The organism is Pseudomonas sp. NCIMB 10586, from assembly GCF_023127895.1.
Taxonomy (GTDB): domain Bacteria; phylum Pseudomonadota; class Gammaproteobacteria; order Pseudomonadales; family Pseudomonadaceae; genus Aquipseudomonas; species Aquipseudomonas synxantha_A.
This window is the reverse complement of sequence record NZ_SPKQ01000007.1, coordinates 241,671-257,741: the sequence shown is the minus strand read 5'-3', so window position 1 is coordinate 257,741 and position 16,071 is coordinate 241,671. Positions and strand designations below refer to the sequence as shown.

Genomic DNA, 16,071 nt, shown 5'->3' with positions numbered 1-16,071 from the left:
CGCGGATTATCCTCGGATCGCCCAGAAGGCCAGGTTCAAACCCGGGAACTGCCCGGCGATATGGAAGGCAAAGCCGCCGGAATTGCTCAACTGCTGCCAGTGCTCGCTGCCTCGGTCCAGCTCGTAGTAGGTACTACCGGCGTGGTACGGCAATTGGCGCGGCGCCACCGGTAACGGCAGCAAGCCAATGCCTGGCAGTTGCAGGTTGACCATGTCGCGAATGTGCTCCACCGAACCGACTTTGCTCTGCTGGCCAAAGCGTGCGCGCAGGGTTTCGCCGGGCACATCGGCACGCACCACGAGGATGAAACTGGCGTTGTCGAGCAGGGTCTTGTCGGCCAGCATCGCCACGTGGATACCGTAGGCCTTCTCCACAATCGGGATCGGCGTGGCCTTGCTGTCGATCAGCATCGACAGCGCTTCACGCAGGGCCGCCATCACCGGAGTGAAGCTCAGCGCCAAGTCATCGTGCTGGTATTGCGGGTATTCCTGCGGGCGGCGACCTGAAGTGGAGAAGGTCGAAAACTCACCGGCCAGGCTCACCAGTTCGCTGAAGAAGCGCTCCGGGTGCAGCGGGCTCAACTGGCTCAAATGCTGGATCAGCGGCTGGGCGCGATTGACCAGCTGCAGCAGCATGAAGTCGGCAATCTCCGAAGCGCCGCCAGCGCCGGAGGCCACCACGCGCCCCGCCAGGGCTTCGCCACGCTGGTGCAGCAGGCCGAGCAGTTCACTGCGAAACGCAGTCAGCGGTTTGCTTGCGGTCACATTCAGCACCGGCGGGATGTAGGTGTCGTCGAGCACCAGTGCACGGTCGGCGCGTTTTTCCTTGATGCGTACCAGGCCAATGGCGGCATAGTCGCTGATGCCGTCCTGCGCCGTCAGCAGGCGCAATGCCCGCGACCCCACGGCTACCGGGGCGCGGTTTTCGAACGGCGCGTTGTCGTCACGCACTTCACGCACCTGGCTGACATAACGCGCAGCTTCCAGGGCTTCGCCTTCCTCAACCGTGTCACGCGCACCGGCACGCTTGAGCGGCAGGGCCAGGTACACCAAGCCGTCGCGCAGGTTGTCGTCGATACTCAACGGGCTCGGCGCCAGGTCATCCTGGGGGATATTGAAGGGCGTGCCATCGGGCAACAGGCCGCGGGCCGATACGATCGCCAGCTTGCCCTGGGCCAGCAGGCCCTGGTCGATCAGCAACTCGGAAAAACCCCAGGCCCCTGCCGACAACGGACGGCTGCGCGCGTCGATCAGGTTTTCCAGGTAACGGTCATGCTGCTGGAAGTGCTGCGTTGCGATGAACATGCCTTCCGACCAGACCACGCGATTGTTCCAGGACATGGGGGCTCCGATTGCTTGTTATTGGGCTGGGCTGGAGGGGGAAACCACGACGTCGGCGCGCACGGCACGCACATCGAGGCTGATCTGGTATTCGCTGGATTGGCGCGGCGCTACGTTGATCACGGCGCGCCATTGCGCGCGGTCCAACTCGCGATAGCCCACCAGCACGCCGATCTGGCGCGTGGCCGGGTTGAGGTCACGCTGAATGCTCAGTTGCTGGCCGGGTTGCACCACCACTTCATCCTGGTCCAGCAGGTCGAGGCCGAGGGTGGATTGCGCACGGTCAGCCAGGGCGAAGTAATCGGAGCGGGAAAAGGTCGCAGCGTTTTTCAGTTCGAAAATACGCACCCGCACCGGCGCAGCCTGGCCATTGGCGCCGGGGTTGAGCCCGGCGATCGCGTGGAAATGCAACTCGACGGCGGCGCTGTTGGCTTGCGTGTCGGCCGCCGCTTCGGGTTTGGCCGCGTCGTTTGCACACGCGGTCAGCAGCAGCGCGGTAGCGGCTGCGAGTAAAAACCTGGGAATCATCCTGCGTCCTCAATGACGTGTTTAGCTATCCGTTTTATCCATAAGTGCGACGCGCTTTAGCGTCGCTGTCGTGCGCTGTGCTCTTCGTAGGCCCGGCTGAATTCGCGACCGAACAGGTCCTGGAAATCCTCCTGGGCCTCGCGCGAAATGTTGCTGTAGAGCTCGGTAAACTGCTGCCAGTACTGGGCCTGGCGCGAGCCGTTGAAAATGCTCGAAAGGCCACCGGGCTTGCCCATGCGTTCCTCCAACTGCGCCGGTTCAAAGCGCGCGAGCAGGTGTTTGATCGCCGCTTCCACGCCAGCCATCACGGCCAACTGGTGGGCGCGCAGGTCATCGAAACTGTCCCGTACCGCGATGTCCGGCGCCATAAACGCCTGGTTGCCATGACGAAGCAGCAGCAGTAACGCTTCGTCGGCATTCGGGGCGAATTTCAACGGGTTGTTTTCAGCGGGGCGGATCATCGTCTGCTGCATACGGAACTCGCCCTTGAGGCTGGCCCGGGCGCGCAATACGTCGATCAGGCCCTCGACCATCAGCCGGTAGCTGCGGCCGATGCTTTCCATCTGGGCGCTGGCGTCGGCCTGGTCCAGGCGCAACTGGTCGAGACCGGCGCCACGCAGGAAGGCTTGCAAGAGGTCGGTAGGTTGCGCAGCGTCTGCCACGGCCAGCGCAACCGGCTCGACCACGGGCGGCGGAGCAATCGGTGCTGGGGCAATCGGCGCCGGGGCAGGCGCGGCATTGGCGACGGGCGCGGGCGCAGGCACGTCGCCAAACAGGTCCCAGTCTTCAGGAATGACAGCGCCTTGCACCACCGGTTTCTCGACTATCGGTACAGCAACCGGAGCCGGCGGGCGGAAATCGTGTTGTTCGGATGGCACATGGTCCGCCACAGTGGGCGGCGGCACGGCGGTGGGGCTGAGGAAGTCGAACAGGTCTGGCAGGGTTTCCATCGACGAGGCGCCGTGGAATTGCGGTGCGATCATCGGCGTAGGCGCAGGCGGACTCGCCACAGCGCCCATCAGCGCTTCGAAGCTGTTTGGCGACTCACCGGCAAACGGTTGGCTGTCGACGGCTTGCACGTTGAAGTCGATGCGCGCCTGGATTTCGTAATCGCCGATGCGGATCAACTCGCCATCTTGCAGCGGCTCGCTGTTACCCCGGCGCATACGAATACCGGCCTTGACCAACTCCACACCATTGGTGCTGTTATCGGTTAAGTAATAACGGCCATCTTTGTATTGAATAACGCAATGCTGGGAGGAGACGAGACGCTCAGGATCAGGCAATACCCAGTCATTATCCGAACTGCGACCAATAGCTATCCTGCCCTGATCCATGGACTTTTCAGCGCATTGCCCTGGGGTAATCTTGTGATAACTAGTGATAGTCAAACACAGCGACATCTTGCCTCCTTGCTGATGCATCGCGCGCGGTCTACCCAACGGGCCACGCTTCCCTGAAGATTTGCCCGCGGTCGCGAAAACGACCGCCAAAATCTGCTTTTACCAGCATGATCGCTGATCTTAACTGGCTTGCATGACAAAAATCCTCCATGGGCGCGCCTTTCGACCCGCCAGTCGCACAGGTTGTTAAACACCGCACATCTGTCACAGAGGGCGAATAGCTTACCTTGACAAGGCATAACTACTACACCAAAAATGCACAACTTCTTGAACATCAGTGATGGCGCAGTAGTGGCACTCTGATTGTATGACCAAGAAAACATGCACAGTTCATTGCGCAACTAATGCATGCGTTGCCCGCCTTCCAGCGGGCTGATAAGGAGATCGAACTCAGTGGATGTGCCGTTGCTGCTCACCGCCGTTTCTGCAACTTCGCCCTGTGGCGAAGACATGGAATATGACGCGCAATTTCTGCAATTGGAACGTGATGCCAAGGGCCAGCCCGAGCGCAGCATGGGCGACTCGATCCTGCCCGCCGAGCCGCCGGAGTGGCGCAGCATCCAGCAGCAGAGCCTCGACCTGTTGCAGCGCAGCAAAGACCTGCGCATCACTCATTTCCTGCTGCAAAGTTCCCTCGCCTTGCAGGGCGTGGCCGGGCTGGCTGAAGTCCTTGTCCTGATCAACGCCTTGCTGCGCGAATACTGGGCCGACGTGCATCCGCGCCTGGATGCCGACGACGACAACGACCCCACCGTGCGCATCAACGCCCTGACCGGCCTGACCTGCGACACCAATATTCGCCTGTTGCGCGAAAGCATCCTGACACGCTCACGCACCTTCGGGCCCGTGAGCCTGCGCGCCGCGCTCAACGCCAGCGGCCTGCAGAGTTTTGCCGATGAGCAACTGGGCAACCAGCAGCTCAACGCTGCATTCCTCGACAGCGACCCCGAGCTGCTGCAAGCCACCCGCGACGCGTTGATCGCAGCGCGTACGGCCTGCGAAGCCATCGAGCAACAGGTCAATGACCAGGTCGGTTCCGCCCAGGGCGTGGACCTCAGCGCCTTGAAGCAGCCGCTCAAGCAGGCCCTGCAAATACTCAATCAAGCGGTGCCCGGCACCGACAGCAGCAGCGAACCCGAGGCCGTCAGTGAAGACAATGCCCCCTCGGTCGATTTCGCCGCCGCACCCGCAGCCCCGCGCCCGACGGGCGACATCGCTACTCGCGATGACGTGTTGCGCAGCCTCGACAAGATCCTTGCGTACTACACCCGACACGAGCCTTCGAGCCCGCTGCCGGTGTTGTTGAACCGAGCGAAAAATCTGGTGCACGCCGACTTCGCGGCCATCGTGCGCAATCTGATTCCCGACGGCATGTCCCAATTTGAAAACCTGCGCGGCCCGGACAGCGAGTAAGCCGCCGGACCGTGCAGTAACAACACCGTCGCTCAAGCGACCAGGAGCAGCAACGTGGCGAAGCAAAGTTCTCAGAAATTCATCGCGCGCAACCGTGCGCCTCGAGTGCAGATCGAGTACGACGTCGAGCTCTACGGCGCCGAGAAAAAGGTCCAGCTGCCCTTCGTAATGGGCGTGATGGCCGACCTCGCCGGCAAGCCCGCCGAGCCGCTGGCACCCGTGGCCGACCGCAAGTTCCTTGAAGTGGACGTCGACAACTTCGACTCACGCCTCAAGGCCATGCAGCCACGCGTGGCGTTCCACGTACCCAACGAGCTGACCGGCGAAGGCAACCTGAGCCTGGATATCACCTTCGAAAGCATGGACGACTTCAGCCCGGCCGCCGTGGCGCGCAAGGTTGACTCGCTGAACCAGTTGCTCGAAGCCCGCACTCAGTTGGCCAACCTGCTGACCTACATGGACGGCAAGACCGGCGCTGAAGAAATCATCATGAAGGCGATCAAGGACCCGGCACTGCTTCAGGCACTTGCCAGCGCGCCCAAGCCTGCAGGGGAGCAGTAATCATGACTGACAATACCGCCCGCGAAGGCAGCCAGATCCTGGGTGCCACCGAAGAAGCCAGCGAGTTCGCCAACCTGCTGCTGCAAGAATTCAAACCCAAGACCGAGCGTGCCCGCGAAGCCGTGGAAACCGCGGTGCGCACTCTGGCTGAACAAGCCCTGGCGCAAACCGACTTGGTGTCCAACGATGCGATCAAGTCGATCGAATCGATCATCGCCGCCATCGACGCCAAGCTCACTGCCCAAGTCAACCAGATCATCCACCACCAGGATTTCCAACAGTTGGAAAGCGCCTGGCGTGGCCTGCACTATCTGGTCAACAACACCGAGAGCGATGAGCAACTGAAGATTCGCGTGCTCAACATTTCCAAGCCGGAGCTGCACAAGACCCTGAAGAAATTCAAGGGCACCGCGTGGGACCAGAGCCCGATCTTCAAGAAGATGTACGAAGAAGAATACGGCCAGTTCGGCGGCGAACCCTACGGCTGCCTGGTGGGCGATTACTACTTCGACCAGTCGCCACCCGACGTGGAACTGCTGGGCGAGCTGTCGAAAGTCTGCGCCGCCATGCACTCGCCGTTCATCGCGGCCGCATCGCCAACCGTGATGGGCATGGGCTCCTGGCAGGAACTGTCGAACCCACGCGACCTGACCAAGATTTTCACCACCCCGGAATACGCCGGCTGGCGCTCGCTGCGTGAATCGGAAGACTCGCGCTACATCGGCCTGACCATGCCGCGCTTCCTGGCGCGCCTGCCGTATGGCGCCAAGACCGACCCAGTGGAAGCCTTCGCCTTCGAAGAAAACACCGACGGCGCCGACAGCTCCAAGTACACCTGGGCCAACGCCGCCTACGCGATGGCGGTGAACATCAACCGTTCGTTCAAGCACTACGGCTGGTGCTCGCGCATCCGTGGTATCGAGTCTGGCGGTGAAGTGGAAAACCTGCCGGCCCACACCTTCCCTACCGATGACGGTGGTGTGGACATGAAGTGCCCGACCGAAATCGCTATCAGCGACCGCCGTGAAGCGGAACTGGCGAAGAACGGTTTCATGCCGCTGCTGCACAAGAAAAACACCGACTTTGCCGCGTTCATCGGCGCACAGTCGTTGCAGAAACCGGCCGAATACGACGATCCGGACGCCACCGCCAACGCCAACCTGGCCGCGCGCCTGCCGTACCTGTTCGCCACCTGCCGTTTCGCCCACTACTTGAAGTGCATCGTGCGCGACAAGGTCGGCTCCTTCAAAGAGAAGGACGAGATGCAGCGCTGGTTGCAGGACTGGATCCTCAACTACGTCGACGGCGACCCTGCGCACTCCACCGAAACCACCAAGGCCCAGCACCCATTGGCGGCTGCCGAAGTGATCGTGGAAGAAGTCGAAGGCAACCCGGGGTATTACAACTCCAAGTTCTACCTGCGCCCGCACTACCAGCTTGAAGGGCTGACGGTGTCGTTGCGACTGGTATCGAAGCTGCCTTCTGCCAAGAGCGCATAAGTAACTGTTGAACCGGTTCTTCTGTGGGAGCCGGGCTTGCCCGCGATGCAGGCGACGCGGTCTGCCAGCCAGACCGCGGTGATGCTATCGCAGGCAAGCCAGCCCCCCAGAAAAGCACTGCCCCATTGGCGGTAACCCAATATCGTGGCTGAGACCACACAGGGAGAAAACATGGCTGTTGATATTTTCATCAAGATCGGCGACATCAAGGGCGAGTCCATGGACAAGGCCCACAAGGACGAAATCGACGTGTTGAACTGGAGCTGGGGCATGGCCCAGTCCGGCAACATGCACGTTGGCGGTGGCGGCGGTGCGGGCAAGGTGAATATCCAGGACCTGTCGCTGACCAAGTACGTCGACAAGGCTTCGCCCAACCTGATGATGCACTGCGCCAGCGGCAAGCACATCGACAAGGTCAAGCTGACCGTGCGCAAGGCCGGTGGCGAAAGCCAGGTCGAGTACATGGTGATCAACCTGGAAGAAGTGCTGGTCACCTCCCTGAGCACCGGCGGCTCGGGCACCGATGATCGCCTGACCGAGAACGTGACCCTGAACTTCGCCCAAGTGATGGTCGACTACCAGCCGCAGAAAGCCGACGGCACCAAAGACGGCGGCGCGATCAAGTTTGGCTGGAACATCCGTTCCAACACCAAGCGCTGATAGCCCCTGTGGCCGTGACCCCGCGCCACGGCCACAGGCATCTTGTCTCTCTCGCAACCCGTCCGTGGAGCTGCTTTGGTGGTAACTGAAATCGCTTCCCGCGACCGTCTGCAACCGTCCCTGCTGGACCGGCTGACCGACGACGACCCGACCAATCCCAAGGAAAGCGCCGACAAACGCGTGCTATCCCTGACCCAATTGAAAGCCTCGGTACTGCGTGACCTGGCGTGGCTGCTCAACACCACCTCGTTACTTGATGCCGATGCGACGCTGCACACCCCGGCCGGTACCTCGGTGGTCAATTACGGCCTGCCGGCACTGGCGGGCAACAGCGTTTCCAGCGTCGACATCAAGGCCCTGGAAGCCCTGATCTACCAGGCCATCGCCACCTTCGAGCCACGCATCCTGCGCCACACCCTGCGGGTCAAAGCCCGTGTCGGCCATGGCGAGATGAACCACAACGCCCTGAGTTTCGAGATCGAAGGTGACCTGTGGGCGCAGCCAGTGCCGTTGCGCCTGCTGCTGCAAACCGACCTGGACCTGGAGTCCGGCCACGTACGCGTGGTCAATGCCGACCAGCGGAGACGCCCATGAATCCGCGCCTGCTGGAGCTGTACAACCAGGAACTGCACCACGTGCGCGAAAGCGCCGCCGAGTTCGCCAAGGAATACCCGAAGATCGCCAGTCGGCTGACCCTGTCCGGTATGGACTGCGCCGACCCCTACGTCGAACGCTTGCTTGAAGGCTTTGCCTACCTCACGGCCCGGGTGCAGCTCAAGCTCGACGCCGAGTACCCGACCTTCACCCACAACCTGCTGGAAATCGCCTACCCGCACTACCTGGCGCCCACCCCGTCGATGACCGTGGTGCAATTGCAGACCGACCCGGATGAAGGCTCCCTGGCCAGCGGTTTCCCCCTGCCCCGCGACACGGTATTGCGCGCCGCCCTGGGCCGCGAAACCCAGACCTGCTGCGAGTACCGCACCGCACATCCGGTGACGCTGTGGCCCTTGCAGGTCAGTCACGCCGAATACTTCGGCAACCCCGCCGCCGTGTTCGGTCGCCTGGCCGCCAGCGAGCCGAAAGCCAAGGCGGGGTTGCGCCTGACCTTGCGCACCGGCGCCGAATTGCCGTTCAGCAGCCTTGAGCTGGATAACCTGCCGCTGTACCTCAGTGGTGCCGACGAGCAACCATTCCGCCTCTACGAACAACTGCTGGGCAATGCCTGCGCGGTGTTTGCACGCAAACCCGGCGGCGATTGGGTTGAGCGTTTGCCCCAAGACGCGTTGCGCTCCCGTGGGTTTGACGATGCCGACGCGGCGATGCCGGTAGTGGCGCGGGCGTTCCAGGGCTACCGGTTGTTGCAGGAATACTTCGCCCTGCCCCACCGCTTCCTGTTCGTCGAGTTCGCCGAGCTGGGCCGGGCGGTCAAGCGTTGCGACGGCCAGGAGCTGGAACTGATCGTGCTGTTCGACCGCCACGAACCGAGCCTGGAAGGCAGCGTTGGCGCAGCGCAGTTTTTGCCCTTCTGCACCCCCGCGATCAACCTGTTCCCAAAACGTGTAGACCGCATCCACTTGTCTGACCGGGTCAACGAACACCACGTGATCGCCGACCGCACGCGGCCGATGGATTTCGAGATTCACTCCTTGAGCGGCATCACCGGCCACGGCACCGGGCCGGAGCAGCCGTTTTTACCCTTCTATGCGGTGCGTGATCCGTCGCGTTATGGCCGTGACCAGGCTTACTACACGGTGCGCCGCGAGCCACGCGTGCTGTCCAGCGACCAGCGCCGCAACGGTCCGCGCTCCACCTACGTGGGCAGCGAAACCTTCGTCAGCCTGGTGGACAGCCGCCAGGCGCCTTACGGCCATGACTTGCGCCAGTTGGGCGTCACGGCGCTGTGCACCAACCGCGACTTGCCGCTGTTCATGAGCGTGGGCAATGGCAAGACCGATTTCACCCTGGCCGACAGCGCCCCGGTGCTTTCTGTGCGTTGCGTCGCAGGCCCCAGCCGCCCACGTGCCAGCCATGCCCATGATGCCAAGGCCTGGCGCCTGATCAGCCAGCTGTCGCTCAATTACCTGTCTTTGAGCGAACAGGGCCAAGGTGCCGGCGCCCTGCGTGAGTTATTGCGCCTGTACGGCGACAGCAACGACGCCGCCCTGCAATTGCAGATCGAAGGCTTGCGCGAAGTCAGCAGCAAGGCGGTGACCCGGCGCCTGCCGATGCCCGGCCCGATCGTGTTTGGCCGCGGCCTGGAAATCACCCTGCAATTCGATGAAAACGCGTTTCGCGGTACCGGCGTGTTCCTGCTCGGTGCAGTGCTGGAGCGCTTCCTGGCACGTTATGTGTCGATCAACAGTTTTACCGAGACGGTGATCCGTACCACCGAACGCGGCGAGATCATGCGATGGAAAGCCAAGCCCGGACGGCGTCCGACCCTGTGAGTACCCTGGATGCGATGCATCAGGAGCCCTGGGAATATGACTTCTTCCAGGCGCTGCGACGTATCGAGTGCGAATCGCCGGACCTGCCGCGCCTGGGCCATTCCCTGCGCCTGGCGGATGATCCCTTGCGCCTCGGGCAACAGGCCGATTGCACCTTCGCGCCGGCGACGCTGGCGTCGGTCGACCCCGGCGGCGACGGCAAGCCGGCGCGCCTGGAGCAGTTCTTCTTCGGTCTCGGCGGCCCCAACGGCCCGCTGCCGCTGCATATCACCGAGTACGTGCGCGAGCGTCAGCGCAATAACGCCGACAGCACCAGCAAGCAGTTCCTGGATGTGTTCCACCATCGCTTGCTGACGCTGTTCTACCGAGCCTGGGCCGAGGCACGTCCGACGGTCAGCCACGACCGGCCGGACGATGACTACTGGTCCGCCCGCCTCGCCGCCCTGAGTGGTCGCGGGATGCCGAGCCTGCTCAATCAAGGGCTCATCCCCGATACCGCAAAGCTGCATTACAGCGGCCATCTGTCGGCGCAAACCCGCTACCCGGATGGCTTGAAAGCGATCCTCAGCGAGTATTTCGGCCTGCCGGTAGAGATCGAAGAATACGTCGGCCAATGGCTGGAACTGCCCGAACGCAGCCGCGTGGGCGTCAGCGCCAACCAGTTGGGCGTGGACTTCTGCCTGGGCAGCCACGTGTGGGACCGCCAGCACAAATTCCGCATCCGCCTGGGCCCGCTCACGCTGGATGACTACATGGGCATGCTGCCCGGCCAACAGCCGTTCAACGAGCTGGTGGCGTGGGTGGCCGAGTACCTGGGCCATGAATTGGACTGGGACTTGAACCTGGTTTTGCAACAACCCGAAGTTCCGGCGCTGCAACTCAACGGCCAGTTCCGCCTGGGCTTCAATACCTGGCTCGGCCAACCTGCGCATGACGCCAACGACCTAATCCTGGCCCGGCATTACGCCGACCACGCCACCACCTCAAGGAATCCAGAGCATGGGTGAAATCAGTCGCGCCGCACTGTTCGGCAAACTCAACAGCGTGGCCTACAAGGCCATCGAAGCCGCCACCGTGTTCTGCAAATTACGGGGCAATCCGTATGTGGAACTGGCCCACTGGTTCCACCAGTTGCTGCAACTGCAGGACTCCGACCTGCACCGCATCATCCGCCAGTTCAACGTGGAGCCGGCACGCCTGGCCCGCGACCTCACCGAAGCCCTGGACCGCCTGCCGCGCGGCTCCACGTCGATCACCGACCTGTCCTCCCATGTGGAAGAGGCCGTAGAACGCGGCTGGGTGTATGGCAGCCTGATGTTCGGCGAAAGCCAGGTGCGCACCGGTTATCTGGTGCTGGGCATCTTGAAGACGCCGAGCCTGCGCCATGCGTTGCTGGGTTTGTCCGGCGAGTTCGACAAGATCAAGGCCGAGGCCTTGAGCGAACGTTTTGATGAATACGTCGGTGACTCGCCGGAAAACGCCTTGAGCGCCAGCGACGGCTTCAATGCCGGTGTGCCAGGCGAGGCCAGCGGCGCCATGGCGCCCAGCGCGATGGGCAAGCAGGAAGCGCTCAAGCGTTTCACTGTGGACCTGACCGAACAGGCCCGCAGCGGCAAGCTCGACCCAATCGTGGGCCGTGACGAGGAGATCCGCCAACTGGTGGACATCCTCATGCGTCGGCGCCAGAACAACCCGATCCTCACCGGTGAAGCCGGGGTGGGCAAGACCGCCGTGGTCGAAGGTTTCGCCCTGCGCATCGTCGCCGGTGACGTGCCGCCTGCGCTCAAGGATGTGGAGCTGCGCAGCCTTGACGTGGGCCTGCTGCAAGCCGGCGCCAGCATGAAGGGCGAGTTCGAACAGCGCCTGCGCCAGGTCATTGAAGACGTGCAGGCGTCGCCCAAGCCGATCATCCTGTTTATCGACGAAGCCCATACCCTGGTGGGTGCCGGTGGTGCGGCAGGCACTGGCGACGCGGCCAACCTGCTCAAGCCCGCCCTCGCCCGTGGCACCTTGCGTACCGTGGCCGCCACCACCTGGGCCGAGTACAAGAAGCACATCGAAAAAGACCCGGCGCTGACCCGCCGCTTCCAGGTGGTACAGGTTGCCGAGCCGTCGGAAGACAAGGCGCTGCTGATGATGCGCGGCGTGGCCTCGACCATGGAAAAACACCACCAGGTGCAGATCCTCGATGAAGCCCTGGAAGCCTCGGTGAAGCTGTCGCACCGCTACATCCCGGCGCGCCAGTTGCCGGACAAGTCCGTGAGCCTGCTGGACACCGCCTGCGCCCGTGTCGCCATCAGCCTGCACGCAGTGCCCGCCGAAGTGGACGACAGCCGTCGCCGCATCGAAGCGCTGGAAACCGAACTGCAAATCATCGCCCGCGAACAGGCCATCGGCATTGCCATTGGTACGCGCCAGAGCAACAGCGAAGCCCTGTTGAGCACCGAGCGCGAGCGCCTGGCGACCCTGGAAAACCGTTGGGCCGAAGAGAAAGCCCTGGTGGATGAACTGCTCGCCACCCGTGCCACCTTGCGCGAAAAGGCCGGCGTCGTAGATAGCGGCAGCGATGAACTCCGCACGCAACTGATCGACCTGCAACAGCGCCTCACCGCCCTGCAAGGCGAAACCCCGCTGATCCTGCCGACCGTGGATTACCAGGCCGTGGCCTCGGTGGTCGCCGACTGGACCGGCATCCCGGTGGGCCGCATGGCGCGCAACGAACTGGAGACCGTGCTCAACCTCGACCAGCACCTGAAAAAACGCATCATCGGCCAGGACCACGCCCTACAGATGATCGCCAAGCGCATCCAGACTTCCCGCGCCGGCCTCGACAACCCGAGCAAGCCGATTGGCGTGTTCATGCTGGCCGGCACCTCGGGTGTGGGCAAGACCGAAACCGCCCTGGCACTGGCCGAAGCCATGTACGGCGGCGAGCAGAACGTCATCACCATCAACATGAGCGAGTTCCAGGAAGCCCACACCGTGTCCACCCTCAAGGGCGCGCCACCGGGCTATATCGGCTACGGCGAAGGCGGCGTGCTGACCGAAGCGGTGCGGCGCAAGCCCTACAGCGTGGTGCTGTTGGACGAGGTGGAAAAAGCTCACCCGGACGTGCATGAGATCTTCTTCCAGGTGTTCGACAAGGGCGTGATGGAAGACGGCGAAGGCCGAGTGATCGACTTCAAGAATACCCTGATCCTGCTGACTACCAACGCCGGTACCGAGCTGATCTCCCACGTCTGCAAGGACCCGGCGAACATTCCCGAGCCGGAAGAAATCGCCAAGGCCCTGCGCCAGCCGTTGCTGGAGATTTTCCCACCGGCGCTGCTGGGACGTTTGGTGACCATTCCCTACTACCCGCTGAGCGACGAGATGCTCAAGGCGATCACGCGCCTGCAACTGAACCGCATCAAGAAGCGCGTGGAGAACACCCACAAAGTCGCCTTTGACTACGACGATGCGGTGGTCGATTTGATCGTCTCGCGCTGCACTGAAACCGAAAGCGGTGGGCGCATGATCGACACTATCCTCACCAACAGCCTGCTGCCGGACATGAGCCGGGAATTTCTGACGCGCATGTTGGAAGGCAAGGCGCTGGCGGGGGGGCGGGTCAGCAGCCGGGGTAATGAATTGCACTACCAGTTCAACGATTGACCTGACGGAATGCGATAAAAATTGTGGGAGGGGGCTTGCTCCCGATAGCGGTGAATCAGTCACCCAATGCATAACTGACACACTGCTATCGGGAGCAAGCCCCCTCCCACATTGGATTCGGTTTCTTCAGTTATTACGACACTTACGGGTTAACCGATGCTATTCAACCAAGCCTCACGCCTGGCCAAGATCACCAGCCCTCTCGGGCCGGATGTGCTGTTGCTCAACGAAATGGGCGGCGGTGAAGAGTTAGGAAGGCTGTTCAACTATGAGCTGCAACTGACGTCCCTGGACGCCAACATCGACCTCAACCAGTTGCTCGGCAAGCCCATGAGCGTGGGCCTGCAACTGGCGGACGGTGGCGAGCGGCACTTTCACGGCATCGTCGCGCGTTGCAGCCAGAACATCGACCAGGGTCAGTTCGCCAGTTACCAGGTCACCCTGCGCCCATGGCTGTGGTTGCTCAGCCGCACCTCCGATTGCCGGATTTTCCAGAACCTGAGCATCCCGCAGATCATCAAGCAGGTGTTCCGCGACCTGGGTTTTTCCGATTTCGAAGACGCCCTGAGCCGACCGTATCGCGAGTGGGAATACTGCGTGCAGTACCGCGAGACCAGCTTCGATTTCGTCAGCCGCCTGATGGAACAAGAAGGCATCTACTACTTCTTTCGCCATGAACAGGATCGCCACGTGCTGGTGCTGGCCGACGCCTATGGCGCCCACACCACGGTGCCGGGCTACGGATCGATCCCCTACTACCCCAAGGACGAGCAGCAACGCGAACGCGACCATATGCACAACTGGCACTTGGCGCAGGAGGTGCAGCCGGGTTCGCTGGAGCTCAACGACTACGACTTCCAACGCCCCAGCGCGAGCATCGACGTGCGCTCGGCCATGCCGCGCCCACACACCGGCGGCGACTATCCGCTGTACGACTACCCCGGCACCTACGTGCAAAGCGCCGACGGCGAACACTACGCACGTACCCGCATCGAAGCCCTGCAAACCCTGCACGAGCAGATCGAGTTCGCCGGCAATGCGCGTGGCCTGGGGTCGGGCCACCTGTTCAGCCTCACCGGCTTCAGTCGTCAGGATCAGAACCGCGAATACCTGATCGTCGGCTGTCGCTACTACATCGTCCAGGAAAGCCTGGAGAGCGGCGGCGGCTCCGGTTCGGCGCAATTCGAAAGCAGCCTGACCTGCATCGACGCCCAACAGAGTTTCCGCCCACTGGCCAACACCCATCGCCCTATCGTCAAAGGCCCGCAGACTGCATTGGTGGTGGGCCCCAAAGGCGAGGAAATCTGGACCGACCAGTACGGCCGCGTGAAGGTGCATTTCTACTGGGACCGCCACGACCAATCCAACGAGAACAGCTCGTGCTGGATCCGTGTGTCGCAATCCTGGGCCGGCAAGAACTGGGGCTCGATGCAGATTCCACGAATCGGCCAGGAAGTGATCGTCAGCTTCCTTGAAGGCGATCCGGACCGCCCGATCATCACCGGGCGGGTGTACAACGCCGAGCAGACTGTGCCTTACGACCTACCGGAAAACGCCACCCAGAGCGGCATGAAAAGCCGCTCCAGCAAAGGCGGCACGCCGGCCAACTTCAATGAAATCCGCATGGAGGACAAGAAGGGTCTGGAGCAGTTGTATATCCATGCCGAGCGCAATCAGGACATCGTGGTGGAGGTGGATGAAAGCCACTCGGTGGGGCATGACCGCAACAAGAGTATTGGCCATAACGAGACGGTGACCATCGGCAGCAATCGTCTGCGGGTTGTGCGCAACAACGACACGGTGATCGTGGGTGGCGCCAAGTCCGACAGCGCCGCCACGCACTACACCATCGAGGCCGGCGAGAGTATTCGCCTGGTGTGCGGCGACAGTGTGATCGAGCTCAAGGCAGGCGGGGATATCAACCTGACCTGCGGCTCGTTCAACCTGTTTTCCACCGGCAGCAGCAAGATCCAGACAAAGGGCAAACTGGACATCAACCTGGGCAGTGACAAGGGCACATCGCCCGGCGCCCAGGGCGTGCAAGACACGATCAAGTCCGCCGTCGAATCAAAATTCCCCGGCAAGCCCGGCGCTGGTCAATAACGAGACTTCTTCACCATGAATTACCTGATCAACGAAGCCCAATTCACCCTGCCCGATGCCGAGGTACAGGACACCTCGATCAATATCCTCAAGTTCGCCAAGCTGGGCACCACCCTAGTGGTGAGCCGCAGCCCGTTGGCGGACGGCGAGAGCCTGCAAAGCAATTTCGAAGGCCAGCTGAAAAAACTCGAGCAGCAGGTCAAGGATCTGCGCTATTCCCCTGCACAAGCGGTCAAGGTCGGTCCGACGCAGGACATCGACGCCTTTGAAGTACAGAACCGTTTCAACAAAGGCAGCGACAACATTTACCAATATCAGCTGGCAATGCAGATACCCGGCACCCGCCAACTGATTGCACTGAGCTACGTCAAGACCCAGCCCCTGGGCCCTGCCGAGGCGGCTCATTGGGCAACGCTGAAAAACACGCTCAATTTTACTGCTACGCCCTGAGTCGAGCCT

General features: G+C 62.1%; 13 protein-coding genes. 10 read left to right on the top strand and 3 right to left on the bottom strand.

What is annotated here, in order from left to right; translation table 11 throughout:
- Positions 1-6: 6 nt before the first annotated feature.
- From tssK to tagH, 3 genes are read right to left on the bottom strand one after another with little or no spacing between them, the layout of a single operon-like run.
- Positions 7-1,341, bottom strand: a complete 1,335-nt coding sequence (tssK, locus tag E4P01_RS03270; RefSeq protein WP_005792507.1) for a type VI secretion system baseplate subunit TssK — start codon at positions 1,339-1,341, stop codon at positions 7-9.
- Between the two features lie 18 nt (positions 1,342-1,359).
- Positions 1,360-1,869 (bottom strand): type VI secretion system lipoprotein TssJ, encoded by a 510-nt coding sequence (tssJ, locus tag E4P01_RS03265; protein WP_005792508.1) that lies wholly within the window; start codon positions 1,867-1,869, stop codon positions 1,360-1,362.
- A gap of 56 nt (positions 1,870-1,925) precedes the next feature.
- A complete protein-coding gene (gene tagH / locus E4P01_RS03260; protein WP_216090487.1) occupies positions 1,926-3,272 on the bottom strand; it encodes a type VI secretion system-associated FHA domain protein TagH in 1,347 nt (448 codons plus the stop codon).
- Between the two features lie 393 nt (positions 3,273-3,665).
- On the opposite strand from tagH, the gene tssA reads away from it, so the two are divergent.
- From tssA to E4P01_RS03210, 10 genes are all read left to right on the top strand, one after another.
- Positions 3,666-4,685, top strand: coding sequence for a type VI secretion system protein TssA (tssA, locus tag E4P01_RS03255; RefSeq protein WP_032878693.1), 1,020 nt, complete (start codon positions 3,666-3,668; stop codon positions 4,683-4,685).
- Positions 4,686-4,739: 54 nt separating this feature from the next.
- On the top strand, positions 4,740-5,246 hold the full coding sequence (gene tssB, locus E4P01_RS03250) for a type VI secretion system contractile sheath small subunit (protein WP_003195557.1): 507 nt from the start codon (positions 4,740-4,742) through the stop codon (positions 5,244-5,246).
- Between the two features lie 2 nt (positions 5,247-5,248).
- Entirely contained in the window at positions 5,249-6,745 is a 1,497-nt protein-coding gene (gene tssC, locus E4P01_RS03245; RefSeq protein WP_005792511.1) for a type VI secretion system contractile sheath large subunit, read from the top strand.
- Between the two features lie 171 nt (positions 6,746-6,916).
- Entirely contained in the window at positions 6,917-7,405 is a 489-nt protein-coding gene (locus tag E4P01_RS03240) for a type VI secretion system tube protein Hcp (protein WP_005792512.1), read from the top strand.
- 78 nt (positions 7,406-7,483) lie between these two features.
- Positions 7,484-7,999 (top strand): type VI secretion system baseplate subunit TssE, encoded by a 516-nt coding sequence (tssE, locus tag E4P01_RS03235; RefSeq protein WP_005792513.1) that lies wholly within the window; start codon positions 7,484-7,486, stop codon positions 7,997-7,999.
- Complete coding sequence (tssF, locus tag E4P01_RS03230) at positions 7,996-9,855, top strand: type VI secretion system baseplate subunit TssF (RefSeq protein WP_216090488.1); 1,860 nt, start codon at positions 7,996-7,998, stop codon at positions 9,853-9,855. The genes tssE and tssF overlap by 4 nt, the downstream gene beginning before the upstream one ends.
- Positions 9,819-10,862: a type VI secretion system baseplate subunit TssG gene (gene tssG / locus E4P01_RS03225; RefSeq protein WP_216090489.1), complete on the top strand. Its 1,044-nt coding sequence runs from the start codon at positions 9,819-9,821 to the stop codon at positions 10,860-10,862. Before tssF ends, tssG begins: the two co-directional genes overlap by 37 nt.
- On the top strand, positions 10,855-13,509 hold the full coding sequence (tssH, locus tag E4P01_RS03220; protein WP_248129886.1) for a type VI secretion system ATPase TssH: 2,655 nt from the start codon (positions 10,855-10,857) through the stop codon (positions 13,507-13,509). Before tssG ends, tssH begins: the two co-directional genes overlap by 8 nt.
- A 156-nt stretch (positions 13,510-13,665) precedes the next feature.
- Entirely contained in the window at positions 13,666-15,612 is a 1,947-nt protein-coding gene (locus E4P01_RS03215; RefSeq protein WP_032878689.1) for a type VI secretion system Vgr family protein, read from the top strand.
- A gap of 15 nt (positions 15,613-15,627) precedes the next feature.
- Positions 15,628-16,062 carry a DcrB-related protein gene (locus tag E4P01_RS03210; protein ID WP_032878688.1) on the top strand — a complete coding sequence of 145 codons (435 nt, stop codon included), beginning with the start codon at positions 15,628-15,630 and terminating at the stop codon, positions 16,060-16,062.
- The last annotated feature ends 9 nt before the right edge of the window (positions 16,063-16,071 follow it).